General features: G+C 66.2%; 19 protein-coding genes. 3 read left to right on the top strand and 16 right to left on the bottom strand.

Annotation, left to right across the window (positions count from 1 at the left end; genetic code table 11):
- Nucleotides 1–6: 6 nt before the first annotated feature.
- From bamC to QCE64_RS23870, 9 genes are all read right to left on the bottom strand, one after another.
- Nucleotides 7–1,149, bottom strand: coding sequence for an outer membrane protein assembly factor BamC (bamC, locus tag QCE64_RS23910; protein WP_310006565.1), 1,143 nt, complete (start codon nt 1,147–1,149; stop codon nt 7–9).
- A gap of 188 nt (nt 1,150–1,337) precedes the next feature.
- Nucleotides 1,338–2,264: a 4-hydroxy-tetrahydrodipicolinate synthase gene (gene dapA, locus QCE64_RS23905; RefSeq protein ID WP_310006563.1), complete on the bottom strand. Its 927-nt coding sequence runs from the start codon at nt 2,262–2,264 to the stop codon at nt 1,338–1,340.
- Between the two features lie 63 nt (nt 2,265–2,327).
- Nucleotides 2,328–2,900 carry a class I SAM-dependent methyltransferase gene (locus QCE64_RS23900; RefSeq protein WP_309917082.1) on the bottom strand — a complete coding sequence of 191 codons (573 nt, stop codon included), beginning with the start codon at nt 2,898–2,900 and terminating at the stop codon, nt 2,328–2,330.
- Nucleotides 2,900–4,102 (bottom strand): tryptophan--tRNA ligase, encoded by a 1,203-nt coding sequence (locus tag QCE64_RS23895; protein ID WP_310006561.1) that lies wholly within the window; start codon nt 4,100–4,102, stop codon nt 2,900–2,902. Before QCE64_RS23895 ends, QCE64_RS23900 begins: the two co-directional genes overlap by 1 nt.
- A gap of 4 nt (nt 4,103–4,106) precedes the next feature.
- Nucleotides 4,107–4,772 carry a site-2 protease family protein gene (locus QCE64_RS23890; RefSeq protein ID WP_309808827.1) on the bottom strand — a complete coding sequence of 222 codons (666 nt, stop codon included), beginning with the start codon at nt 4,770–4,772 and terminating at the stop codon, nt 4,107–4,109.
- A 142-nt stretch (nt 4,773–4,914) separates the two neighbouring features.
- A complete protein-coding gene (locus QCE64_RS23885) occupies nt 4,915–5,544 on the bottom strand; it encodes an L-threonylcarbamoyladenylate synthase (protein ID WP_309808829.1) in 630 nt (209 codons plus the stop codon).
- Between the two features lie 195 nt (nt 5,545–5,739).
- Nucleotides 5,740–6,570, bottom strand: coding sequence for a 3',5'-nucleoside bisphosphate phosphatase (locus QCE64_RS23880; RefSeq protein WP_309808832.1), 831 nt, complete (start codon nt 6,568–6,570; stop codon nt 5,740–5,742).
- Nucleotides 6,571–6,654: 84 nt separating this feature from the next.
- On the bottom strand, nt 6,655–7,539 hold the full coding sequence (locus QCE64_RS23875) for an alpha/beta hydrolase (RefSeq protein ID WP_309917084.1): 885 nt from the start codon (nt 7,537–7,539) through the stop codon (nt 6,655–6,657).
- Between the two features lie 39 nt (nt 7,540–7,578).
- The gene (locus tag QCE64_RS23870; protein ID WP_310006559.1) at nt 7,579–8,421 is read right to left on the bottom strand and encodes a ferritin-like domain-containing protein; all 843 of its coding nucleotides are present in this window, start codon (nt 8,419–8,421) and stop codon (nt 7,579–7,581) included.
- Nucleotides 8,422–8,633: 212 nt separating this feature from the next.
- Between QCE64_RS23870 and QCE64_RS23865 the strand changes: the two genes are divergently transcribed.
- The 3 genes from QCE64_RS23865 to QCE64_RS23855 all read left to right on the top strand — a co-directional run bounded on the left by QCE64_RS23865 (nt 8,634) and on the right by QCE64_RS23855 (nt 10,633).
- Nucleotides 8,634–9,158 (top strand): gamma carbonic anhydrase family protein, encoded by a 525-nt coding sequence (locus QCE64_RS23865; RefSeq protein ID WP_309808838.1) that lies wholly within the window; start codon nt 8,634–8,636, stop codon nt 9,156–9,158.
- A 42-nt stretch (nt 9,159–9,200) separates the two neighbouring features.
- The gene (gene hslO, locus QCE64_RS23860; RefSeq protein WP_309808840.1) at nt 9,201–10,151 is read left to right on the top strand and encodes an Hsp33 family molecular chaperone HslO; all 951 of its coding nucleotides are present in this window, start codon (nt 9,201–9,203) and stop codon (nt 10,149–10,151) included.
- Nucleotides 10,152–10,264: 113 nt separating this feature from the next.
- Nucleotides 10,265–10,633: a hypothetical protein gene (locus QCE64_RS23855; RefSeq protein WP_310006557.1), complete on the top strand. Its 369-nt coding sequence runs from the start codon at nt 10,265–10,267 to the stop codon at nt 10,631–10,633.
- Nucleotides 10,634–10,726: 93 nt separating this feature from the next.
- Here QCE64_RS23855 and ftsB read toward each other — a convergent pair whose 3' ends face one another.
- From ftsB to QCE64_RS23820, 7 genes are all read right to left on the bottom strand, one after another.
- Nucleotides 10,727–11,188 carry a cell division protein FtsB gene (gene ftsB / locus QCE64_RS23850; RefSeq protein WP_309917091.1) on the bottom strand — a complete coding sequence of 154 codons (462 nt, stop codon included), beginning with the start codon at nt 11,186–11,188 and terminating at the stop codon, nt 10,727–10,729.
- Between the two features lie 106 nt (nt 11,189–11,294).
- Nucleotides 11,295–12,578 carry a phosphopyruvate hydratase gene (gene eno, locus QCE64_RS23845; RefSeq protein WP_309917094.1) on the bottom strand — a complete coding sequence of 428 codons (1,284 nt, stop codon included), beginning with the start codon at nt 12,576–12,578 and terminating at the stop codon, nt 11,295–11,297.
- A gap of 442 nt (nt 12,579–13,020) precedes the next feature.
- The gene (gene kdsA / locus QCE64_RS23840; protein WP_310006555.1) at nt 13,021–13,875 is read right to left on the bottom strand and encodes a 3-deoxy-8-phosphooctulonate synthase; all 855 of its coding nucleotides are present in this window, start codon (nt 13,873–13,875) and stop codon (nt 13,021–13,023) included.
- A complete protein-coding gene (locus QCE64_RS23835) occupies nt 13,872–15,560 on the bottom strand; it encodes a CTP synthase (protein WP_309917099.1) in 1,689 nt (562 codons plus the stop codon). Before QCE64_RS23835 ends, kdsA begins: the two co-directional genes overlap by 4 nt.
- Nucleotides 15,561–15,733: 173 nt before the next feature.
- Nucleotides 15,734–16,555, bottom strand: a complete 822-nt coding sequence (locus QCE64_RS23830) for an alpha/beta hydrolase (RefSeq protein ID WP_309917102.1) — start codon at nt 16,553–16,555, stop codon at nt 15,734–15,736.
- 65 nt (nt 16,556–16,620) lie between these two features.
- Nucleotides 16,621–19,128 (bottom strand): ComEC/Rec2 family competence protein, encoded by a 2,508-nt coding sequence (locus tag QCE64_RS23825; RefSeq protein ID WP_310007347.1) that lies wholly within the window; start codon nt 19,126–19,128, stop codon nt 16,621–16,623.
- A 58-nt stretch (nt 19,129–19,186) separates the two neighbouring features.
- Nucleotides 19,187–19,975 (bottom strand): TatD family hydrolase, encoded by a 789-nt coding sequence (locus QCE64_RS23820; RefSeq protein ID WP_310006554.1) that lies wholly within the window; start codon nt 19,973–19,975, stop codon nt 19,187–19,189.
- Between the last annotated feature and the right edge of the window lie 16 nt (nt 19,976–19,991).

Raw genomic sequence — 19,991 nt, 5'->3', positions numbered from 1 at the left:
GTATGGCTAGTTCAACTGTGCGTGAAGCAGCGAGACGATGCGCTGCGCATCGGACGATGTGTCCGGCTGCCCGTTCGCATCGACGACGCCAATCTGCGTGACCGCGTCCGTCTTCGGCTTCACGTTGACGAGGAACTGGCGCGTCGGCTTCGGCGTGTTGCTCGAGAAGAACTTGCCGAACAGGCCGTCTTTCTTGAGCTCGGCCATCGAGTCCGAGTAATGCACGTAGTAGATGCCCTTTTCGCGATCGCGATTGTCGACCGTGAAGTTCGTGCGATCGAGTGCCAGGCCCACGCGCAGCCACGCGCGATCGAAGGGCTCGGCGAGATCGAGCGACGTGCCGCCCGCGCCCGGATCCACGGCCACCTTCGCGCCGGCCGGCCGTGCATCGGCAATCAGCTGCTTCGACTGGTCTTCGGTGAGACCGAACTTCTGCATCAGCTTCGTGAGGACCGCCGCTTCGAGCGCCGGATTGCGCGGACGCGTTTCCCAGCGCGAGCCGGTCTTGTCCTGGCCCGTCAGGACTTCTTCCATCGCACTGTGCGTGATGGAGATGTCCGTGGAGCCGTCCTGCGCGCGGTCCACCTGGGTGCGGAACATGTCGCGCGTGCCCGACGAATACGCGAAGTCGATCAGCTTGCCCACGCTGTTCCTGAACCAGTCGTTCGGAATGTTGGCGCGATTCTCGGCCCAGTCGGTGGCCATGATGCCGGTGGCGGGCGCGTCGGTCTTGAGCGTGAAGCCGTTCTCCTGCCAGAACTCCTTGAGCGGGTCCCAGATCTGGTCGGGCGAGCGGCCGTCGACGACGAGCCAGCGGCGATCGCCGTCCTTCTCGACGTGCATGCCGTACGGATCCTGCGTGTTCGGCACGCCGAGCGTCGCGTTGCCGGCCGGCGTGACCGAACGCTCGGCGGCGCCGCCCAGCGCGTTGATCTTCGGCGGCGCGGCATAGCGCTGGCTGATGTTGGCCGTGGTCAGGTCCGAGGGCACGTTGAGCGACGGCGCGGTTTCAGCAGCCTTGTAGTTGACGCGATCCGGCGCGAGCCAGTCGTTGAGCGTATCGCAACCGGCGAGGGCAAACACGGCGCTGGCGCCAAGCGACAGCACGCTCAGGCGTTTGGCATGAACAAGGAGAGCGGAACGTTTCATGAGGTCCTTCGTTGCTGCTGATGACGCTTGGGTCCTGGCGCCGATCCCGCTCGGGCCGAGCGGTTCATCGGGACCGCCCGATGAGGCCAAGGAGCGTGGGTTGATGACGGAGGCAGTGCTTCATGTCGATCGACTGCGGCGGCGCGGCGATCACGTGAGTGTGACCCTGGCGCGCCGCCGCATTGCGATCAGCCGAGCAGCCCGGACTCGCGCAGCGCGTCGCGCACGATGTCGTGGAAGCGCGCATCGAGCGGCGTGAGCGGCAGACGGATGCCATGCTGCATGTGACCCAGTTCGGCGAGCGCCCACTTGGCCGGAATCGGATTCGATTCGCAGAAGAGCTGTTTGTGCAGCGACAGCAACTGCATGTGGATGCGGCGCGCAGTGACCGCGTCGCCTTCGAGCGCCGCGCGGCACAGCTGGCTCATGGCCTTCGGCGCGACGTTGGCCGTCACCGAGATGTTGCCGTGGCCGCCCAGCAGCATCAGCGCGATGGCTGTGGGGTCGTCGCCGCTGTAGATGCCGAAGTGCGCCGGCGCGTGCTTGATCAGCTGCGCGGCGCGGTCGATGTTGCCCGTCGCTTCCTTCACGCCGATGATGCCCGGCACTTGCGCCGCGCGCAGGATGGTTTCGTTGCTCATGTCCGCGACCGTGCGGCCGGGGACGTTGTAGAGGATCACGGGCAGGTCGACGGCTTCCGCGATCGCCTTGAAATGGCGATAGATGCCTTCCTGCGTCGGCTTGTTGTAATACGGGACGACTTGCAGCGTGGCGTCGGCGCCGACCTTCTTCGCGTGCTTCGAGAGTTCGATGGCTTCGGCGGTGGAGTTGCCGCCCGCGCCCGCGATGATCGGAAACCGCTTGGCCGCATGCTCGACGGCCGTCTGGATCATCAGGATGTGTTCCTCGACCGACAGCGTGGCGGATTCGCCGCTCGTGCCCACCACGACGAGACCGTTCGAACCTTGTTCGACATGCCAGTCCACCAGTTTTCGGAACGCCGGCAGGTCGAGACTACCGTCCTCGTGCATCGGGGTAACGATGGCAGGAATGCTGCCGCGGATCTGAAGGCCGCCCTGGTTGGTGCCGCTTGTGCCGCTTGTGCCGTTTGTCATGAAACTCTATGAATTTAATCGTGAATTTAGCCGCGAAACGCGATCTCTCGCGATTGTAGCGGATTAGCCGTGCAACGCGTAACGCGGCGGACCCGGGGGTGTGTTACCAATCGTGAGCCAATCTGCCTCGCGTACCGCGCAAATCCGCTGCACATACGCTGGCCGCGGTTGGTCGAGAAAGCCGTCCTCGTAACCGATGACGCGCAACTTTCCGCGCACGGCCTCGAGCAGTTCACCGGGCGCGAGCAGGAATGCCGGATTGGACGGCTTGCCCACGCTCGCATTGCCCGCTGCGAACGTTTCGTAAAGCAGCACGCCGCCCGGCGCAAGCGACGCCACCAGCGCGCCGAACAACGGCCGGTGCAGATAGTTCGTGACGACGACTGCATCGAACGTTCGGCCGGAAAGCGGCCACGGCGAGCCGTCCTCGAGATCGGCGCTTAACGTCTCGATGCCGCGCTCCGACGCCATCGACTCGAGCGCCTGCGCATCGCGATCGACCGCCAGCACGCGATGTCCGCGCGCCGCCAGCCAGCGCGCATGGCGCCCGCTGCCCGAGGCGACATCGAGCACCGTGCCGCCGGCCGCGAGCAGATGCGCCCAGCGCGTGACCCAGGCGCTCGCCACGCTCTCCATCAGTTGTAGGACAGGCCCATGGCCTCGCGTACGTCGCGCATCGTCTCGGTGGCGAACTTGCGGGCCTTGTCGCAGCCGTCCGCGACGATCGCGCGCAGCAGCGACGGATCGTCCATGTATTTCTGCGCGCGTTCGAGCATCGGCTGCTGTTCGCGCAGGATGCCTTCGATGACCGGCTGCTTGCACTCCAGGCAACCGATGCCCGCACTGCGGCAGCCCTTCTGCACCCACGCGTGGACCGTCTCGTCGGTGTAGACCTCGTGCAGCTTCCAGACCGGACACTTGTCCGGATCGCCCGGATCGGTGCGGCGCACGCGCGCCGGGTCGGTCGGCATGCGGCGCACCTTCTGTTCGATGGTCGCCGCGTCCTCGCGCAAGCCGATGGTATTGCCATACGACTTCGACATCTTCTGGCCGTCGAGGCCCGGCATGCGCGACGCCTCCGTCAGCAGCACCTGCGGCTCGACCAGGATGATCTTGCGCGAGCCTTCGAGATAGCCGAACAGGCGCTCGCGGTCGCTCATCGAAAGACTCTGCGATTCCTGCAGCATCGCGCGCGCTTGTTCGAGCGCTTCGTCGTCGCCTTCCTGCTGATATGCGACGCGCAGCTCGTGATACAGCTTCGAACGCTTGCCGCCGAGCTTCTTCGCGGCTTCCAGCGCCTTCTCATCGAAGCCGGGTTCGCGGCCGTAGAGATAATTGAAGCGGCGCGCGATTTCACGCGTCATCTCGACGTGCGGCACCTGGTCCTCGCCCACCGGCACGAGCGACGCGCGATACAGCAGGATGTCCGCCGCCATCAGCACCGGATAGCCGAGGAAGCCGTAGGTATCGAGATCCTTTTCCTTCAGCTTCTCGATCTGCTCCTTGTAGGTCGGCACGCGTTCGAGCCAGCCGAGCGGCGTGCCCATGCCGAGCAGCAGCGACAGCTCGGCGTGCTCGGGCACGCGGCTCTGGATGAACAGCGTGGCCTGCGCCGGATCGATGCCTGACGCCAGCCAGTCGATCAGCACCTCCCAGACGTTTTTCTCGATGACCTCGGGCGTCTCGTAGTGCGTGGTGAGCGCATGCCAGTCCACGACCGCGAAGAAGCACGGGTATTCGGACTGCAACCGCACCCAGTTTTTCAGCACGCCGTGATAGTGGCCGAGATGCAGCGACCCAGTGGGGCGCATGCCGGAGAAAATACGGTCAGGGAACATGATGTTATGGAAAGAGTGAAGCGAGGGGATTCAGGATGGCCGATACCGCCGCGTAGCCGACGCTCACGAGCGGCCCGAGCCAGAAGCGCGTCAGCACGCCGGTGACGACGAGCGCCATCACGATGAAGAAACCGTAAGGTTCGAGCTTCGAGAACGCGATGGACGCGCGCACCGGCAGGAGCGCCATCAGCACGCGTCCGCCATCGAGCGGCGGGAGCGGAAAGAGGTTGAGCACGCCGAGCACGAGATTCACGCCGACGCCGGCTGCCGCCATGCGCGTGAAGAACGGTTCGTCGACGTGAAAGACCATGAGCAGCACCGCGATCACGCCCCACACGAGCGCCTGCACGAAATTGCTGCCGGGACCGGCGGCGGCTACCCAGAGGCTGCCCCAGCGCGGATTGCGCAGATTGCCGAACGCGACCGGCACCGGTTTGGCATAGCCGAACATGAACGCGCCGCTCGTCACGAAATACAGCACGATGGGGATCACGATCGTGCCGATGGGATCGATATGGCGCATCGGATTCATGGAAACGCGGCCGAGCACGTAGGCCGTGTTGTCGCCGAGCAGGCGCGCGGCGTAACCGTGCGCGGCCTCGTGCAGCGTGATCGCGAAGATCACCGGGAGCGCGTAGACCGCGATGGTCTGTATCAGGGAAGAATCCATAGGGCGGTATTGTATCAAGCAGGCAGGCAGGTTCCGGCGCGCGCTGTGTGGCCGCGCGCGCACGCTCTTGGCCACATCGTGAAGCATGAGACTTAATCGGGACTTATGCGGGACTTGTGCTCGTGTGCGTCACTGCACGGCGCTAGGCCGTGAGCCCGAACGGTTCGAGGGCGCCTCTCCCCGCGCGCACGAGCACCGGCTCCCCCCCGGACAGGTCGATCACCGTGGAAGGCTCCGCCGGACACGCACCCGCGTCGATCACCAGCTCGATCTGCTTCTCCAGACGCTCGCGGATCTCCTCGGGATCGTTGAGCGGTTCGGTGTCGGGCGGCAGGATCAGCGTGGAGGCGAGCAGCGGTTCGCCGAGCGCTTCGAGCAGATCGAGCGTGATCGTGTGATCCGGCACCCGCAGGCCGATGGTCTTGCGCGACGGATGCGACAGCCGGCGCGGCACTTCCTTGGTGGCCTGCAGAACGAACACATAGGGCCCCGGCGTCACCGACTTGATGAGACGGTATTGCCGGTTGTCGACCTGGGCGAAATTGGACAGCTCGGACAGGTCGCGCACGAGCAGCGACAGCAGTTGCTTGTCGTCGATGCCGCGAATCCGTCGCAGGCGCTCGACGGCGTCCTTGTCGTCGAGATGGCAGGCGAGCGCGTAGCTCGAATCCGTCGGCAAGGCGACGAGCCCGCCGTCCTTGATGATCTGCACGGCCTGGTTGATGAGCCGCGGCTGCGGATTGTCCGGATGAATGCGAAAGAATTGGGACATGACGACGCCTTGTTGTTTCGATCGTTTGCGTTTGCGTATGCGTATGCGTTTGCGCTGGCGCGTGGCCTGGGCGCGCACGGCAGCGGCGCAGGTGCAGCTCGCGCCTGGGCGAGCCGATACGCGGACTGCGTGCGGGAACAAGTCAATCAATGCAAGGACCATGCGCGCGGAACAGGAGCAGCGCGCGAAGGAGCGTTACAGCCAGCGCTCCCAGACAGGCGTGAGGTCGTCGGGCAGCGGCGGCAGCCGGCCGAGATCGACACGGCCTTCGCCCGCGCCGTGAAAGTCGGACCCGCGCGATGCCTCGAAGCCATAACGCCGCGCGACGTCAGCGTACTCGCGATATTGATCCGGCGTGTGACTGCCCGTCACGACTTCGATGGCGCGCCCGCCCAGCTGGATGAACTCGTCGAACAGCGCGGCGAACTCCACCGGCGTGAAATCGTAGCGGCCGGGATGCGCGATGACCGGCTCGCCGCCCGCTTCCCGGATCCACTTCACGGCGTCGGCCAGCTTCGCCCAGCGATGCTCGACGAAGCCCGGCTTGCCGTCGCCGAGATAGCGCGAAAACACTTCGGACGTGGATTGCGCGTAGCCGGCATCGACCAGATAGCGCGCGAAGTGCGTGCGCGAGATCATGTCCGGGTCGTCGGTGTAGCGCAGCGCGCCTTTCAGGCAGTCCGGAATGCCGATGGCCGCCAGCGCCTCGCCGATCGCTTCGCCGCGCGCCGCCCGGCCGTTGCGCGTGCATTCGAGGCCGCGTTGCAGCGCCTCGTTTTCGGCATCGACATTCATGCCGACGATATGCACCGTCCGCGCCGCCCACGTCACCGAGATCTCGACGCCCGCCAGATAGCCCATGCCGAGCGCCTCGGCCGCCGCGCGTGCTTCCCGCTGCCCGCCCAGTTGATCGTGATCCGTCAGCGACCACAGCGTCACGCCGTTCGCATGCGCCCGCGCCGCGACCTCGGCGGGCGCGAACTGGCCGTCGGACACGGTGGAGTGGCAATGCAGATCGGCGTTCATCATCGGTTCTCGCGGTTCACTGACATTCTAGTTTAATGGCATGACAGCCCGGGCATGCTGTCCCTTCGTCACGCGCGGGCGGCCTCACGCACAGAACGCCGCGATCAGCGCCGCGACCCGCTCCGGCTGGTCGTGATGGACCATGTGGCCGGCGTCGTCGATGACCTCTTCGCGCCAGTCGGCAAACGCCTCGAAGCGCTGCTTGAACTCGGCGACGGGCGTCTGGCCGGCAAAGCCCGCGAGGGTCTGCGAATCCTTCGCTTCGACGTGCAGCACCGGCGCCGTCACGCGCGCCCACGTTGCGCTGACCTCGTCCAGACGGTATAGGGTCGGTCCGCGCATCTTGTGTGCCGGATCGGCGAGCAGGTGAAACCGCCCGTCCGCTTCCTCGCGCGACCAGTACTGCGCCAGATGGCGCGCGCGAGCCGGCGCGAGGCGCGGATTGGTGCGGATCAGGCGCTCGGCCACTTCGTCGAGGCTCGCGTAGCTGCGCAGCGTGGGCGGCGCGCGCTGGTCGTCGAGCCATTGCGCCAGACGGCCAGGCGCCTGCGACGCGCGCGCCGCCGGCAAACCGAAGCCCTCCAGATCGACGACGCGCCGCACGCGCTCCGGCCGCACGCCCGCATACAGCAGCGCGAGATTCGCGCCCATGCTGTGACCGACGAGATTCGCCGGCGCGTCGGGCGTGTAGTGGTCGAGCAGCCGTTCGAGATCGGCGAGATAGTCCGGAAAATAGTAGTGACCGCCGCCGCTGCGGGCCACGGGCCAGTCCGACAGCCCGAAGCCGCGCGCATCCGGCGCGAGCACCTGCCAGTCGCCCGGGAGTGCGTCGACGACGAACTGGAACGATGCGCCGATATCCATCCAGCCGTGCAGCATGAAAAGCATCGGTGCGTCGGGCGGACCCCAGCGGCGCACATGCAGACGCACGCCGCACGCATCGACGAATTCGGAGCGCGATTCCTTCATGTTCCCGCCTTCTCAAGATAAAAAAGGATGATCGTTCGATTATACCGACGGCGGGCCGTCGTCGAGACCTGAGAGCGCACGCAGTTCGGCTTCGTCGAAACCCGCTTCGCGGCGCGCCTCGAAGTTGAACGGTCCGCGCAGCCGCGGCGCGTGATAGCGGGCGGCGAGGCTTTCGTAGGTTGCGTGGGGATCGAGTTGCCGGGCGTCGCAGAGAAAGCGGAACCAGCGGTTGCCGATCAGCACATGGCCGATTTCATCGCGCAGGATGATGTCCAGGATCGCTGCCGACGCGTGATCGCCCGCCTGCGCGAGCCGCTTGCGGATGGGCGGCGATGCGTCCAGCCCGCGCGCCTCCAGCGTGCGCGGCACCAGCGCCATGCGGCCGAGCACATCGCCGCGCGTGCGCTGCGCCATGTCCCACAGGCCGTCGTGCGCCGGGAAATCGCCGTAGGCATGGCCGAATTCGGCCAGCCGCGCGCTCAGCAGCGAGAAATGATGGGCTTCCTCGGCGGCCACCTTGAGCCAGTCGAGATAGAAATCTTCGGGCATGGCCCGGAAACGCCAGACGGCGTCGAGGGCCAGGTTGATCGCGTTGAACTCGATGTGCGCCAGCGCGTGCAGCAACACGGCGCGCCCCGCCTCCGACTGCATGCCGCGCCGCTTCAGCGCCGACGGCTCGACCAGCGCGGGCCGCGCCGGACGGCCGGGAAGATCGCCGGGATCGGCGCGAGCGCCCGCCGGATCGATCCGCGCGGCCTGCGCGCGCACCGCGTCCCACAACGCGCGCGTGCGCGACGCCTTCACGGCGGGATCGTGCTCGCGCAGGATCTCGAGCGCGAGCAGGCGGACATCGGTGTCGGAGGGCGTGGTGGTCTCGTGCATGGTGGCGGTCTGGAGAGAGGATGCCGGAAAATTCCCGATCGGCGGGCATCCAGTGCAAACGGCTAAAATGGACATCCCGGCGCACGCCCGCGCATCGCGCAACGACGTCGGCCGCCGTGCCGGCAGGCGCGCATTGTAGCGCCGCCGCCGGTCCCGCCCCGGCCACGCCCCGTTCGCATCCATTCATACGAATCCACGCCTCAGGAGACAATGTGGCCATCTACAAACTCGGCGACGACGCCCCCACCATCCACGAAAGCGTGTTTCTCGCGGACACCGCGACCATCATCGGTCGCGTGACGCTCGCGGAAAACGCCAGCGTGTGGCCCGGCGCCGCCCTGCGCGGCGACAACGAGCCGATCGTCGTCGGGCGCGGCAGCAACGTGCAGGAAGGCGCGGTGCTGCACGCGGACCCGGGTTTTCCGCTGACGATTGAAAACGACGTCACCGTCGGCCATCAGGCGATGCTGCATGGTTGCACGGTCAAGGAAGGCTCGCTGATCGGGATTCAGGCGGTGGTCTTGAATGGCGCGGTGATCGGCCGCAACTGTCTGGTTGGCGCGGGCGCCGTGGTCACCGAAGGCAAGGTCTTTCCGGACAACATGCTGATTCTCGGCGCGCCGGCGAAGGCCATCCGGGAGATCGGCGAAGCGGACATCGCCCGCATGCGCGGGGCCACGGCAAGCTATGCCGACCGGCGCGAATATTACAAGGCGCAGCTCGTGCGCATCGGCTGAGACCCGGACATCCGGGCCAGTCTCAACACCCAAGGAAGAGTTGTGAACGACCAGTTGCAGAAATTCATGTTCAACGCGGCGCCCGTGCGCGGCGAGATCGTCTCGCTGCGCCATACGTGGCAGGAAGTGCTCGCGCGCCGCCAGTATCCGGTGGCCGTGCGCAACGTGCTCGGCGAGATGATGGCGGCGTGCGCGCTGCTGTCGGCCAATCTCAAGTTCGACGGCACGCTCGTCATGCAGATCTACGGCGACGGCCCCGTGAAGATGCTGGTCGTGCAGTGCCATTCGAACCTGTCGCTGCGCGCCACCGCCAAGCTGGCCGACGGCGCGGAAAGCGAGCTGAAGGACGAGATGTCGCTCAGCGAGCTGCTGAACCAGCATGGCCGCGGCCGCTGCGTGATTACGCTCGATCCGTCCGACAAGAAGCCGGGCCAGCAGCCGTACCAGGGCATCGTGCCGCTGTCGGGCGAGCATGGCCCGCTGGCGTCGATGGCCGAGGTGCTCGAACACTACATGCACCACTCCGAGCAGCTCGACACGCGCCTGTGGCTCGCCGCCGATACCGATCGCGCGGTCGGCATGCTGCTGCAGAAGCTGCCCGGCGACGGCGGCATCGTTCCGCATCCGGGCGAGCACGACGCCGATACGTGGCAGCGCGTCTGCCATCTCGGCAGCACGCTGTCCAACGAGGAACTGCTGAAGGAAGAACCGGACACCGTGTTCAAGCGGCTCTTCTGGCAGGAAAACGTCCAGCATTTCGATCCGGCGCCGGCGCGCTTCCAGTGCAGCTGCTCGCGCGAGAAAGTGGGCGGCATGCTGAAGATGCTGGGCCGCGAGGAAGTGGACAGCGTCATTGAAGAGCGCGGCGGCGTCGAGGTGCACTGCGAGTTTTGTAACCAGCGCTATGACTTCGACCCGGTGGACGTCGCGCAACTTTTCGTCGCTAAAGAGCTCTCACAAGGCGTGAGCCCGGCGTCGGACCGGCGTCATTGAGCGTCGGGCGCAACAAGGCTTGAGAGCGTCGCCTGCGGTGCGGTTCACGGAAAGCCCGCCGCAGCTTCAGTTTGATTTTCCGTTCAGATGTCCGGCCCGCTGGAGGTCGCAAGATGAAAACCGCACTGCCCGACTGTAAACGGCTGACGGGGTTGTTCGCAGTCGTCGCGGGGTTCGCGCTCGTCGCGGGCTGCGCGATGGAACCGCCCGGCCCGTCACCCATCTATAGCCGTCTGCCCGATACCACGCCCGCGCCGCAACAGGCGCTGACGCCGCAGCAGCAGATGGCGCGCTACAACGCCATCGACAAACAGGCGCTCAACGAATCGCAGCAGGCCGCCACGGCCAGCGAAGCCGCGCGGACGATGTCGCAGTTCTACGCACCGGCGCCCGCGCCAGTTTCGGTGTACGGCGGCTATTCGAGCGGCGGCTGGGGCGGACCGTACTGGGGCACGGGCGTGGGTATCGGCACCTGGTGGTGAGCGCGGCAACCCACGGCTCCTGATAACAAAAATGGCGCGGTCACTCGAAGTGACCGCGCCATTTTTTTCGTCTGTCTGAATCGCGCCGCAGTGCTACTGCGCGCCGCCCTTCTTCTTCGCTTCAGCCGCCTTGTCCTTCTGCGCCTTGCGGTCGAGATCGCGCAGCTCCTGCTTCGAGCGCGACACCGGATTCGGCACGACGCGCAACGGCGCCGACGACACCTGACCACGCGTCGACCCGCTCATGCCCGGCACGTTGGCCGAGTTGACGGGCGCGGTAGAGTTCGGCGAGACGAACTGCACGAAGACCTCGCTGTCCTTCACCATGCCCATCTCGTAGCGCGCACGTTCCTCGACCGCCGACGTGCCGTTCTGCAGATCCTGAACCTCGCCCTGCACCCGCTCGTTGCGCAGGCGCAGATTGGCGTTCTTGTCCGTCTGCTGCCCAAGCTGCTGCTGCAGTTCATGCACGCGCAGCCAGCCGCCGTGGCCCCACCAAAGCGGGTACTGGATCAGCGCCAGCAACAGAATCAGAACGACAGTGACGAGCCGCATTCAAGTAGCCGAAAGAAGCGTCGCCCGGCGGCAAAAGACGAATGGCCGAGGGCGACGGGCTGGAAATAAGACTGACGAACCCTTATCGACTAAAGCGGCGAAAGCTTTAGCGCAGGTTGTAGAACGCCGACTTGCCCGGGTAGCTCGCGATATCGCCGAGATCTTCCTCGATGCGCAGCAGCTGGTTGTACTTCGAGATACGGTCGCTGCGCGACAGCGAGCCGGTCTTGATCTGGCCGGCGTTCAGGCCCACCGCGATATCCGCGATGGTCGAATCTTCGGTCTCGCCCGAACGATGCGAAATGACGGCCGTGTAGCCCGCGCGCTTGGCCATTTCGATGGCCGCGAAGGTTTCCGTCAGCGTGCCGATCTGGTTGATCTTGATGAGGATCGAGTTGGCGATGCCCTTCTCGATGCCTTCCTTCAGGATGCGCGTGTTGGTCACGAAGAGATCGTCGCCGACCAGCTGGATCTTCTTGCCGAGCTTTTCCGTCAGGATCCGCCAGCCTTCCCAGTCGCCTTCGTGCATGCCGTCCTCGATCGAGACGATCGGGAACTTGTCGGCCAGCGTGGCGAGGTAGTCGGCGAACTCGCTCGACGACAGTTGCAGGCCTTCGCCCGCGAGCTGGTACTTGCCGTCGTGATAGAACTCGCTCGCCGCACAGTCGAGCGCGAGCAGCACGTCCTCACCGGCGCGATAACCCGCCTTCTCGATGGCTTGCAGGATCGTCGAGAGGCACTCGTCATTGCTGCCGAAGTTCGGCGCGAAGCCGCCTTCGTCGCCCACGGCGGTGCTCATGCCGCGCTCGGCCAGGATCTTCTTCAGCGCGTGGAACACTTCGGCGCCGCAGCGCAGCGCTTCGCGGAAGGTCGGCTGGCTCACCGGCACGATCATGAATTCCTGGATGTCCAGGCTGTTGTTGGCGTGCGCGCCGCCGTTGACGATATTCATCATCGGCACCGGCAGCTGCATGGCGCCCGAGCCACCGAAATAGCGGTACAGCGGCAGGCCGGCTTCTTCAGCGGCGGCCTTTGCGACAGCCATGGACACGGCCAGCATCGCGTTCGCGCCGAGACGCGACTTGTTGTCCGTGCCGTCGAGTTCGAGCAGGGTCTTGTCGAGGAAGGCTTGTTCCGAGGCGTCGAGGCCCATGATGGCTTCGGAAATCTCGGTGTTGATGTGTTCGACGGCTTTCAGCACGCCCTTGCCGTTGTAGCGGCCGGCTTCGTCGTCGCGCAGTTCGATGGCTTCGCGCGAACCGGTGGACGCACCCGACGGCACCGCGGCGCGGCCCATCGTGCCCGATTCGAGCAACACGTCGCATTCGACGGTCGGATTGCCTCGCGAATCGAGAATCTCGCGGCCGATGATATCTACGATAGCACTCATGGTTTCCTCAAGAAATGACGATGAATTCTGTCAGGCGTTACGACGCGGCGCGGCCGGACTGGCCGTGGCGCTCGCGCCTGCTGCGCTTCGCCCGGACCCTTTATGCACGACCCCTGATTCAGTGGCGCGGCAGCGTTGCGCGACGCGTAACAAGCTCGTCACAAGCGCGGCCGACGCTGCGGTGAACTGAATCCGTCAGGCTGATGCGGGACCGGCACATGCGGTCACGATACTGCCTGCGTGACCGCTGAATGCTGCAAGTTCGGCTTCAAGTTCGGCTTCAGGTTCGTCATGACGGCCATGCCTTCGAACACATCAGGCACGGCCCGCTCCTCCTGCACGGCCACGTCACGTGACCGCTGTCCTGCATACGGGCGCCGACACGGGCGCCCGCTATCGTACTTCTTCACCGCGAAACTGCAATGGCGGTTGCCGCTCAGTTTCAGTTGAAATCACTTTCGAGGAACGGGCCGCTCTTGACGGCGCGATCGATTGTGACGAGCGTTTCCAGCAGCGCTTCCATGCGATGCAGCGGCACCGCGTTCGGACCGTCCGACTTCGCGCAGGCCGGGTCCGGATGCGTCTCCATGAACACGCCCGCGACACCCGTGGCGATGGCCGCGCGCGCCAGCACCGGCACGAACTCGCGCTGGCCGCCGGAACTGGTGCCCTGCCCGCCCGGCAACTGCACCGAGTGGGTGGCGTCGAACACGACCGGTGCATTCGTCTCGCGCATGATCGCGAGCGAGCGCATGTCGGAGACGAGGTTGTTATAGCCGAACGACACGCCGCGCTCGCACGCCATGAAGCAGTCTTCCGACAAGCCCGCTTCGCGCGCGGCGTCACGGGCCTTGTCGATCACGTTCTTCATGTCGTGCGGTGCGAGAAACTGGCCTTTCTTGATGTTGACCGGCTTGCCCGAACGCGCGCACGCGTGGATGAAGTCCGTCTGGCGGCACAGGAACGCGGGCGTCTGCAGTACGTCCACGACCGACGCCACGGCTTCGATTTCCTCTTCGGCATGCACGTCGGTCAAGACGGGCACGCCCAGTTGCTTCTTCACTTCGCCCAGGATGCGCAGGCCTTCGTCCATGCCCGGACCGCGATACGACTTGCCCGAGCTGCGGTTCGCCTTGTCGAACGACGACTTGTAGATGAACGGGATGCCGAGCTTCGCGGTGATTTCCTTCAGCCGTCCGGCGACGTCAATGGTCATCTGCTCCGACTCGACCACGCAGGTTCCCGCGATCAGGAAGAACGGCTGGTCGAGACCGGCTTCGAAATGACACAGCTTCATGCTTGCGCTCCAGCGGTGGCCTTGGCCTGCGACGTCGCGCCCGCGCCTTGCGCATGCGCGCGCGCGGCGTCGACGAACGCCTTGAAGAGCGGATGCCCGTCGCGCGGCGTCGAGGTGAACTCGGGGTGGAACTGCACGCCGACAAACCACGGATGCAGCGCTTGCGGCAGTTCCATCATTTCGGGCAGGTCTTCGCTCGGGGTACGGGCGCTGATGATAAGCCCGCCTGCTTCGAGCTGGGGCACGAAACGGTTATTGACTTCATAACGGTGACGATGACGCTCGTTCACATCCGTGCCGTAGATGCGCTCGGCCATGGTGCCCGGCTTGATCGGGCACTTCTGCGAACCGAGGCGCATGGTGCCGCCCAGATCCGATTCCTCGCTGCGCTTCTCGACGCGGCCCGCGCGGTCGTACCACTCGGTGATGAGCGCGACGACCGGGTTCTTCGTGTCCTGATCGAACTCGGTGGAGTTCGCGTCCGCGAGACCGGCGACGTCGCGCGCGAACTCGATGACCGCGAGCTGCATGCCGAGACAGATGCCGAGATACGGCGTCTTCGATTCGCGTGCGTAGCGGATGGCCTTGATCTTGCCTTCCGTACCGCGCCGGCCGAAGCCGCCCGGCACCAGCACGGCGTCGAGATGCTTGAGGGCGTCCGTGCCTTCGGCGTCGATCTGCTCGGAATCGATGTATTCGATGTTGACCTTGGTCGACGTATGGATGGCCGCGTGGCGCAGCGCCTCGATCAGCGACTTGTACGACTCCGTGAGCTCGACATACTTGCCGACCATGCCGATGGTCACTTCGCTCTTCGGATGCTCGAGCTTCTGCACGAGGTCCGCCCACATCGCGAGATCCGCCGGCGGCGGCGCGAGCTTGAGCTCCTCGCAGATGATGTCGTCGAGATGCTGGTCGTTGAGCATCTGCGGAATCTTGTAGATGCTGTCCGCGTCCCATACGGAGATCACCGCGTCTTCCGGCACGTTCGAGAACATCGAGATCTTCGAGCGCTCGTCGTCGGGAATCGGGCGGTCGGCGCGGCACAGCAGCACGTTCGGATAGATACCGATCTCGCGCAGCTTCTGCACGCTGTGCTGCGTGGGCTTGGTCTTCAGTTCGCCCGCGGTGGCGATGAACGGCACGAGCGTCAGGTGCACGAAGCACGCGCTGTTGCGGCCCATGCGCAGGCTCATCTGGCGCGCGGCTTCGAGGAACGGCAGCGATTCGATGTCGCCCACCGTGCCGCCGATCTCGACGATCGCGACATCCGGCTGGCCGCAGGTGGCCGCCGCCGCGCCGCGCTCGACGAACGCCTGGATTTCGTTGGTGATGTGCGGAATGACCTGCACCGTCTTGCCGAGGTACTCGCCGCGGCGTTCCTTGCGGATCACCGATTCGTAGATCTGGCCGGTGGTGAAATTGTTGGCCTTGCGCATCTTCGTGCTGATGAAGCGCTCGTAGTGGCCGAGGTCGAGATCGGTTTCCGCGCCGTCTTCCGTCACGAACACTTCGCCGTGCTGAAACGGGGACATCGTGCCGGGGTCGACGTTGATGTAGGGATCGAGCTTGAGGAGGGTGACTTTCAGACCGCGCGATTCGAGGATCGCGGCGAGGGAGGCGGCGGCAATACCCTTGCCGAGGGAAGACACTACGCCGCCGGTGACGAATACATATTTGGTCATCGCTAGATGCTCGCGGGAAAAACGGATTATACCGTAAAGGCCGCGCCCCACGAAGCGTGCCTGGACGCTGGAGGGGCTCAGAATGCGCGCGTTTTCACCGGCCTGACCCGGGATCATTTCGCCGCGCGGCACGTGCGCCTCGTGCCCTTTTTCATGCCCTGTCGGGCGTCGCGTCAGACGCCGGCGCGCATCGCCGTGATCATGCGCTGCACGGCGCGCGCGGTATCGATCGGGCGTTCCATCGGAAACAGATGGCTGCCGTCCAGCCATTCGAGCCGCTCGCCGACGATCCGCCGCGTCATGCCGAGCCCCACGTGGCGCACCTCGCGCGAACGCGTCCCCGCGATGAAGCCCGCCGGCACCGGCGCGCCGTGCGCGAGCCGCGCGCCGAGCGTGTGCGGCAAGGTGCGATAGATCAGATATTCGACCTGCCGGTCGAACGCCAGCGTGCGTCCGCCTTCAGGGTGCGCTTCACGCATGCCGCGGTCGATGTAGTCGGCCAGCATGCGCTCGTCCCAGCGCGCGAAGGCGGGCTTGGCGTGGAAATGCCGCCATGCCTCGTCGCGGCTTGCCCAGTGCGTGCGCCGCTTGCGCGTGGCGGCGGCGGGCGACAGCCGCTCGTCCAGTCCGGTCCACTGCGTGATGCGCAACAAACCGCTCTTCCAGCCCGCGATCACCGGCGAATCGAGCATCACGACGCCCTTCACCCAGTTCGGCCGCTTCAGCGCCGCCAGCAGCGAGAGATAGCCGCCCAGCGAATGCCCGACGAGCCAGACCTTCGCGGGTTCGCCGTCGGTGCTGCCGCGCTGGCGGTTCATGTCGTCGATGAGCTGCTCCGCCAGATGCGGCCAGTCCTGCGTGACCGGAAAGCGCGGATCGTGACCAATGCATTCGATGCCGCGAATCTCGAATTCGTCGGCCAGTTCGGCGAACATCGTGCGATAGGTCGATGCGGGAAAGCCGTTCGCATGCGAAAACTGGATGATGTCTTTCACGCGTGCACGCCTCCGTTGCCGTTGCGCTTGTTCTGTTGATCTGGTTCTGTCTGCTCTTGTTCTGATCAGCGCCCCATCCAGTAGCGGGCGTGCGTCTGTCTGAAGCGTTCGAGCACGAGATCCGCGCCGATCTCGACGCGCGCCGCGCCGTCTTCGTCGCTGCGTGACAGCGGCATGGCGCGCAGGCCGTAGCGCGCGAACACGCTGGCATTCGGGTGATGAAAACGGTTGCGATAGCCTACCTGAAATAGCGCGGCGCGCGGCTCGACGGCATCGAGGAAAGGCTCGGTCGACGACGTGCGGCTGCCGTGATGCGGTGCGATCAGCAGGTCGGCGCGCAGGACGTCGCGGGCGCGCGCGAGCAGCTCGCGCTCGACGTCGGCCTCGATGTCCGCCGTGAAGAGCGCCGCCCGCCCCGCCGCGCTCGTCACCTTGAGCACGCACGATTGCCGGTTCGGCTTGCCTGTGAGCGGCGCGGGCTCCGGCCACAGAACGCGGAATCCGACGCCGTCCCATTGCCAGCGCTGGCCCGCCGCGCAGCGCAGCGTCTCGATGCCGCGCGCGCGGGCGGATGCCCAGAGCGCGTCCTGCGCGGGCAGCGAGGCGAGCAGTTGCCGCACGGCGACCATCCGCAGCACGGCGGGCGCGCCGCCCGCGTGATCCGAATCGGAATGACTGATGACGAGCGCATCGAGCGTAGTTACGCCGGTGGCGAGCAAATACGGCGCGACGATGCGCTCGCCCGCATGGGTCGATTCCGGACCAGGGCCGGCGTCGAACAGCAGCGCATGATGCGCGGTTTCGATGACGAGCGCCGAGCCTTGGCCGATATCCAGCGCGGTCACGCGGAACGCGCCCGGCGGCGCCGGATGCGGCGCGGGCGCGAGCAGCGGCAGCCAGGTCAGCGGTGCGGCCCAGCGCAGCGGCCAGCCCTGCGGCGCCAATGCCCATAGAACGCCGATGCACGCCGCCGCCAGCGCGAACGGCTCCGGCCGGGGCAACTGCCAGAGCGACGCGGGCGCTGCGGCGGCGAGGCGCGCCAGCAGCTCGCACAGCACGGCGAGTGCGGCGTGTGCCATATGCAGCAAGGGCGCGTCGAAGGGCGCGGGCAGCAGCAGGCCGGCGAGCGTCGCGGGCGTGACGAGCACGCTGATCCATGGGATGGCGAAGATGTTCGCGAGCGGTCCAAGCAAGGGGATCTGTGAGAACCACCAGACGGTGAGCGGCGCGAGCGCGAGTGTCACCGCGTACTGAACGCGCACGCCGGCCGCCATCCGCTCCCGCACGCGGCGCGCGCAGCGGCGCATGAAGTGGAGCACGCGTGCGACGGTGCGCCGCGCGCCGGGAGACGGCGCGGGCCGCTGGCCCACTTCGCTCGGATCGACGCGGTCCCATTGGTCGATGTCGTCGTCATCCGGCGTCATCCGCCGGGAGGCGGCGCGGCCCGCCGAAGCGAGCGCGAACAGTATCGCGCCCACGGCCCCGAACGACAGCCAGAACCCCGGCGACGTCACCGCCCAAGGATCGGCGGTCAGCACGCATGCGAGCGCCCAAAGCAGCACCAGTGACGACGCCGGCCGCCGCCCGCTGAACAGCGCACAGGCGGCGATCAGCAGCATCCACAGCGCGCGTTGCGCGGGCACGTTGAAGCCGGCCAGCGCGGCATAAAACGCGGCGCACGCGGCTGCGCCGAGCATTGCCGCCTTCGGAGCCGCTGCGAGCAACGGCGCCGGGACGCCGCGCAGCCTCACGCGCTTCCAGACGAAGCCGCACAGCAGACCCGCCAGTCCCGCAACGAAGCCGATGTGCAAGCCGGAGATCGCGACGAGATGACTCGTGCCGGTGGCGCGCATCACGCGCCAGTCCTCCTCGCTGACGGCGTTCTGTGCGCCGACCGCCAGCGCGACGACGATGCCGCGATGCGGCGCATCGTCAAGCACGCTGTCGATGCGCTCACGCAACCGTGTACGCAAGCGATCGAGCGCCAGCAGCGGCCCGCTGGCGTCCGGCTTCAAACGCTGCGGCGCGGGCGTGGCAGAGATGACGCCCGTCGCGCGGATATTGCGTTCCAGCAAGCTCGCTTCGCCATCCCGAAGCGCGAAGTTCGCCTCAGTGTGCGGACGCTTCAGGCGCACGGTCAGGCGCCAGCGCTCACCCGCGTACAAGGTTGGCAGCAGCGCGCCCTCCTTCGGCATCCACAGCAAGCGCACGACGCGTGGAAAGCCCTCGAGCCGCGCGCCATTCGATTCGATCTCGAAGAGCAAACGCGTGCCGTCGGCGCGTGGGTCGGGCATGCCGCGCACGAAGCCGCTGAGTTCGATATCCCTTTGCTCGTAAGCAAGCGGCAACTGCCGCTGCAAGCGCACTTCGGCCCGCCATGCCGCAAACGCAAAGCCCGCGATGCAAGCAGCAATCGTGAAGCTCGCCACGCGCAGCCGCGGCTTCGCGATGCCCAGTCCGATTGCCACCAAGAAGCCGGCACAGCAAACGAGCCACCCGAAGCCGCCCGGCAAGTGCGCCTGCTGCTGAAGCCATCCGATGCCCAACGCATATCCCAGCAGAATCGCCCGCACCGCTTCCTCGTCCTCATTGCCGTCGCGAACGCAAACCACCTTGCATCCGACGAAACGATTATGAGGAAGCTAGCGCGAGCCGTGGCAGCGCCGCGTGTGCGCTGGCCGTTGTGCCTAGGGAAAGCGCGGGTTCATCGATGCCGCGCAGTTGCGCCAGCACCTGCGCGATGCGCGCCACCTGATCCGGCGTGTTGCGCTGCTTGTAGCGCCATGAGGGCGCGATGTCGGGCGCGTCGGTTTCGAGCACGATCGCGTCGAGCGGCAGATCGGTGGCGAGCCGCCGGATCTGCAGCGCGCGCTCGAACGTCAGGTTGCCGCCGAAACCGAGCCGCATGCCCTGCGCGATGAACGCCTCCGCCTGCTGGAAACTGCCGTTGAACGCATGCGCGATGCCCTGATGAATGTCGTGCACGCGCAGGCCTTTCAGCACCTTGTCCTGCGACTTGCGCACGTGGCAGATCACCGGCAGGCCGAACTCGTGCGCCAGCTTCAGTTGGGCGTGGAAGAAGAACTGCTGGCGGGCATCGTCGAGCGTCGGCACGAAGTAGTCGAGCCCGATCTCGCCGATACCCACGAAGCGCGGATCGTCCATGCTCGCCGCGATTTGCTCGCGCAGCACGCGCAGGTCGTCGTCGGTGGCGCCGGGCGTGTACAGCGGATGAATGCCGAGCGCATACGCCCCGCCCGCGATCCGATGCGCCAGCTCGCGCACCGTGTCGAAGTTGAAGCGCCCCACGCCCGGAATCACGATGCGCGCGACCTTTGCCGCGTGCGCGGCCCCGGCGACGGCGTCACGATCGGCGTCGAATTCGCCGGCATCGAGATGACAGTGCGTATCGATCCACATGACGCCCTCCGTGCAG

Origin of the sequence: Caballeronia sp. LZ043 (genome assembly GCF_031451075.1) — a bacterium.
Taxonomy (GTDB): domain Bacteria; phylum Pseudomonadota; class Gammaproteobacteria; order Burkholderiales; family Burkholderiaceae; genus Caballeronia.
This window is presented reverse-complemented; position numbering and strand designations above follow the sequence as displayed.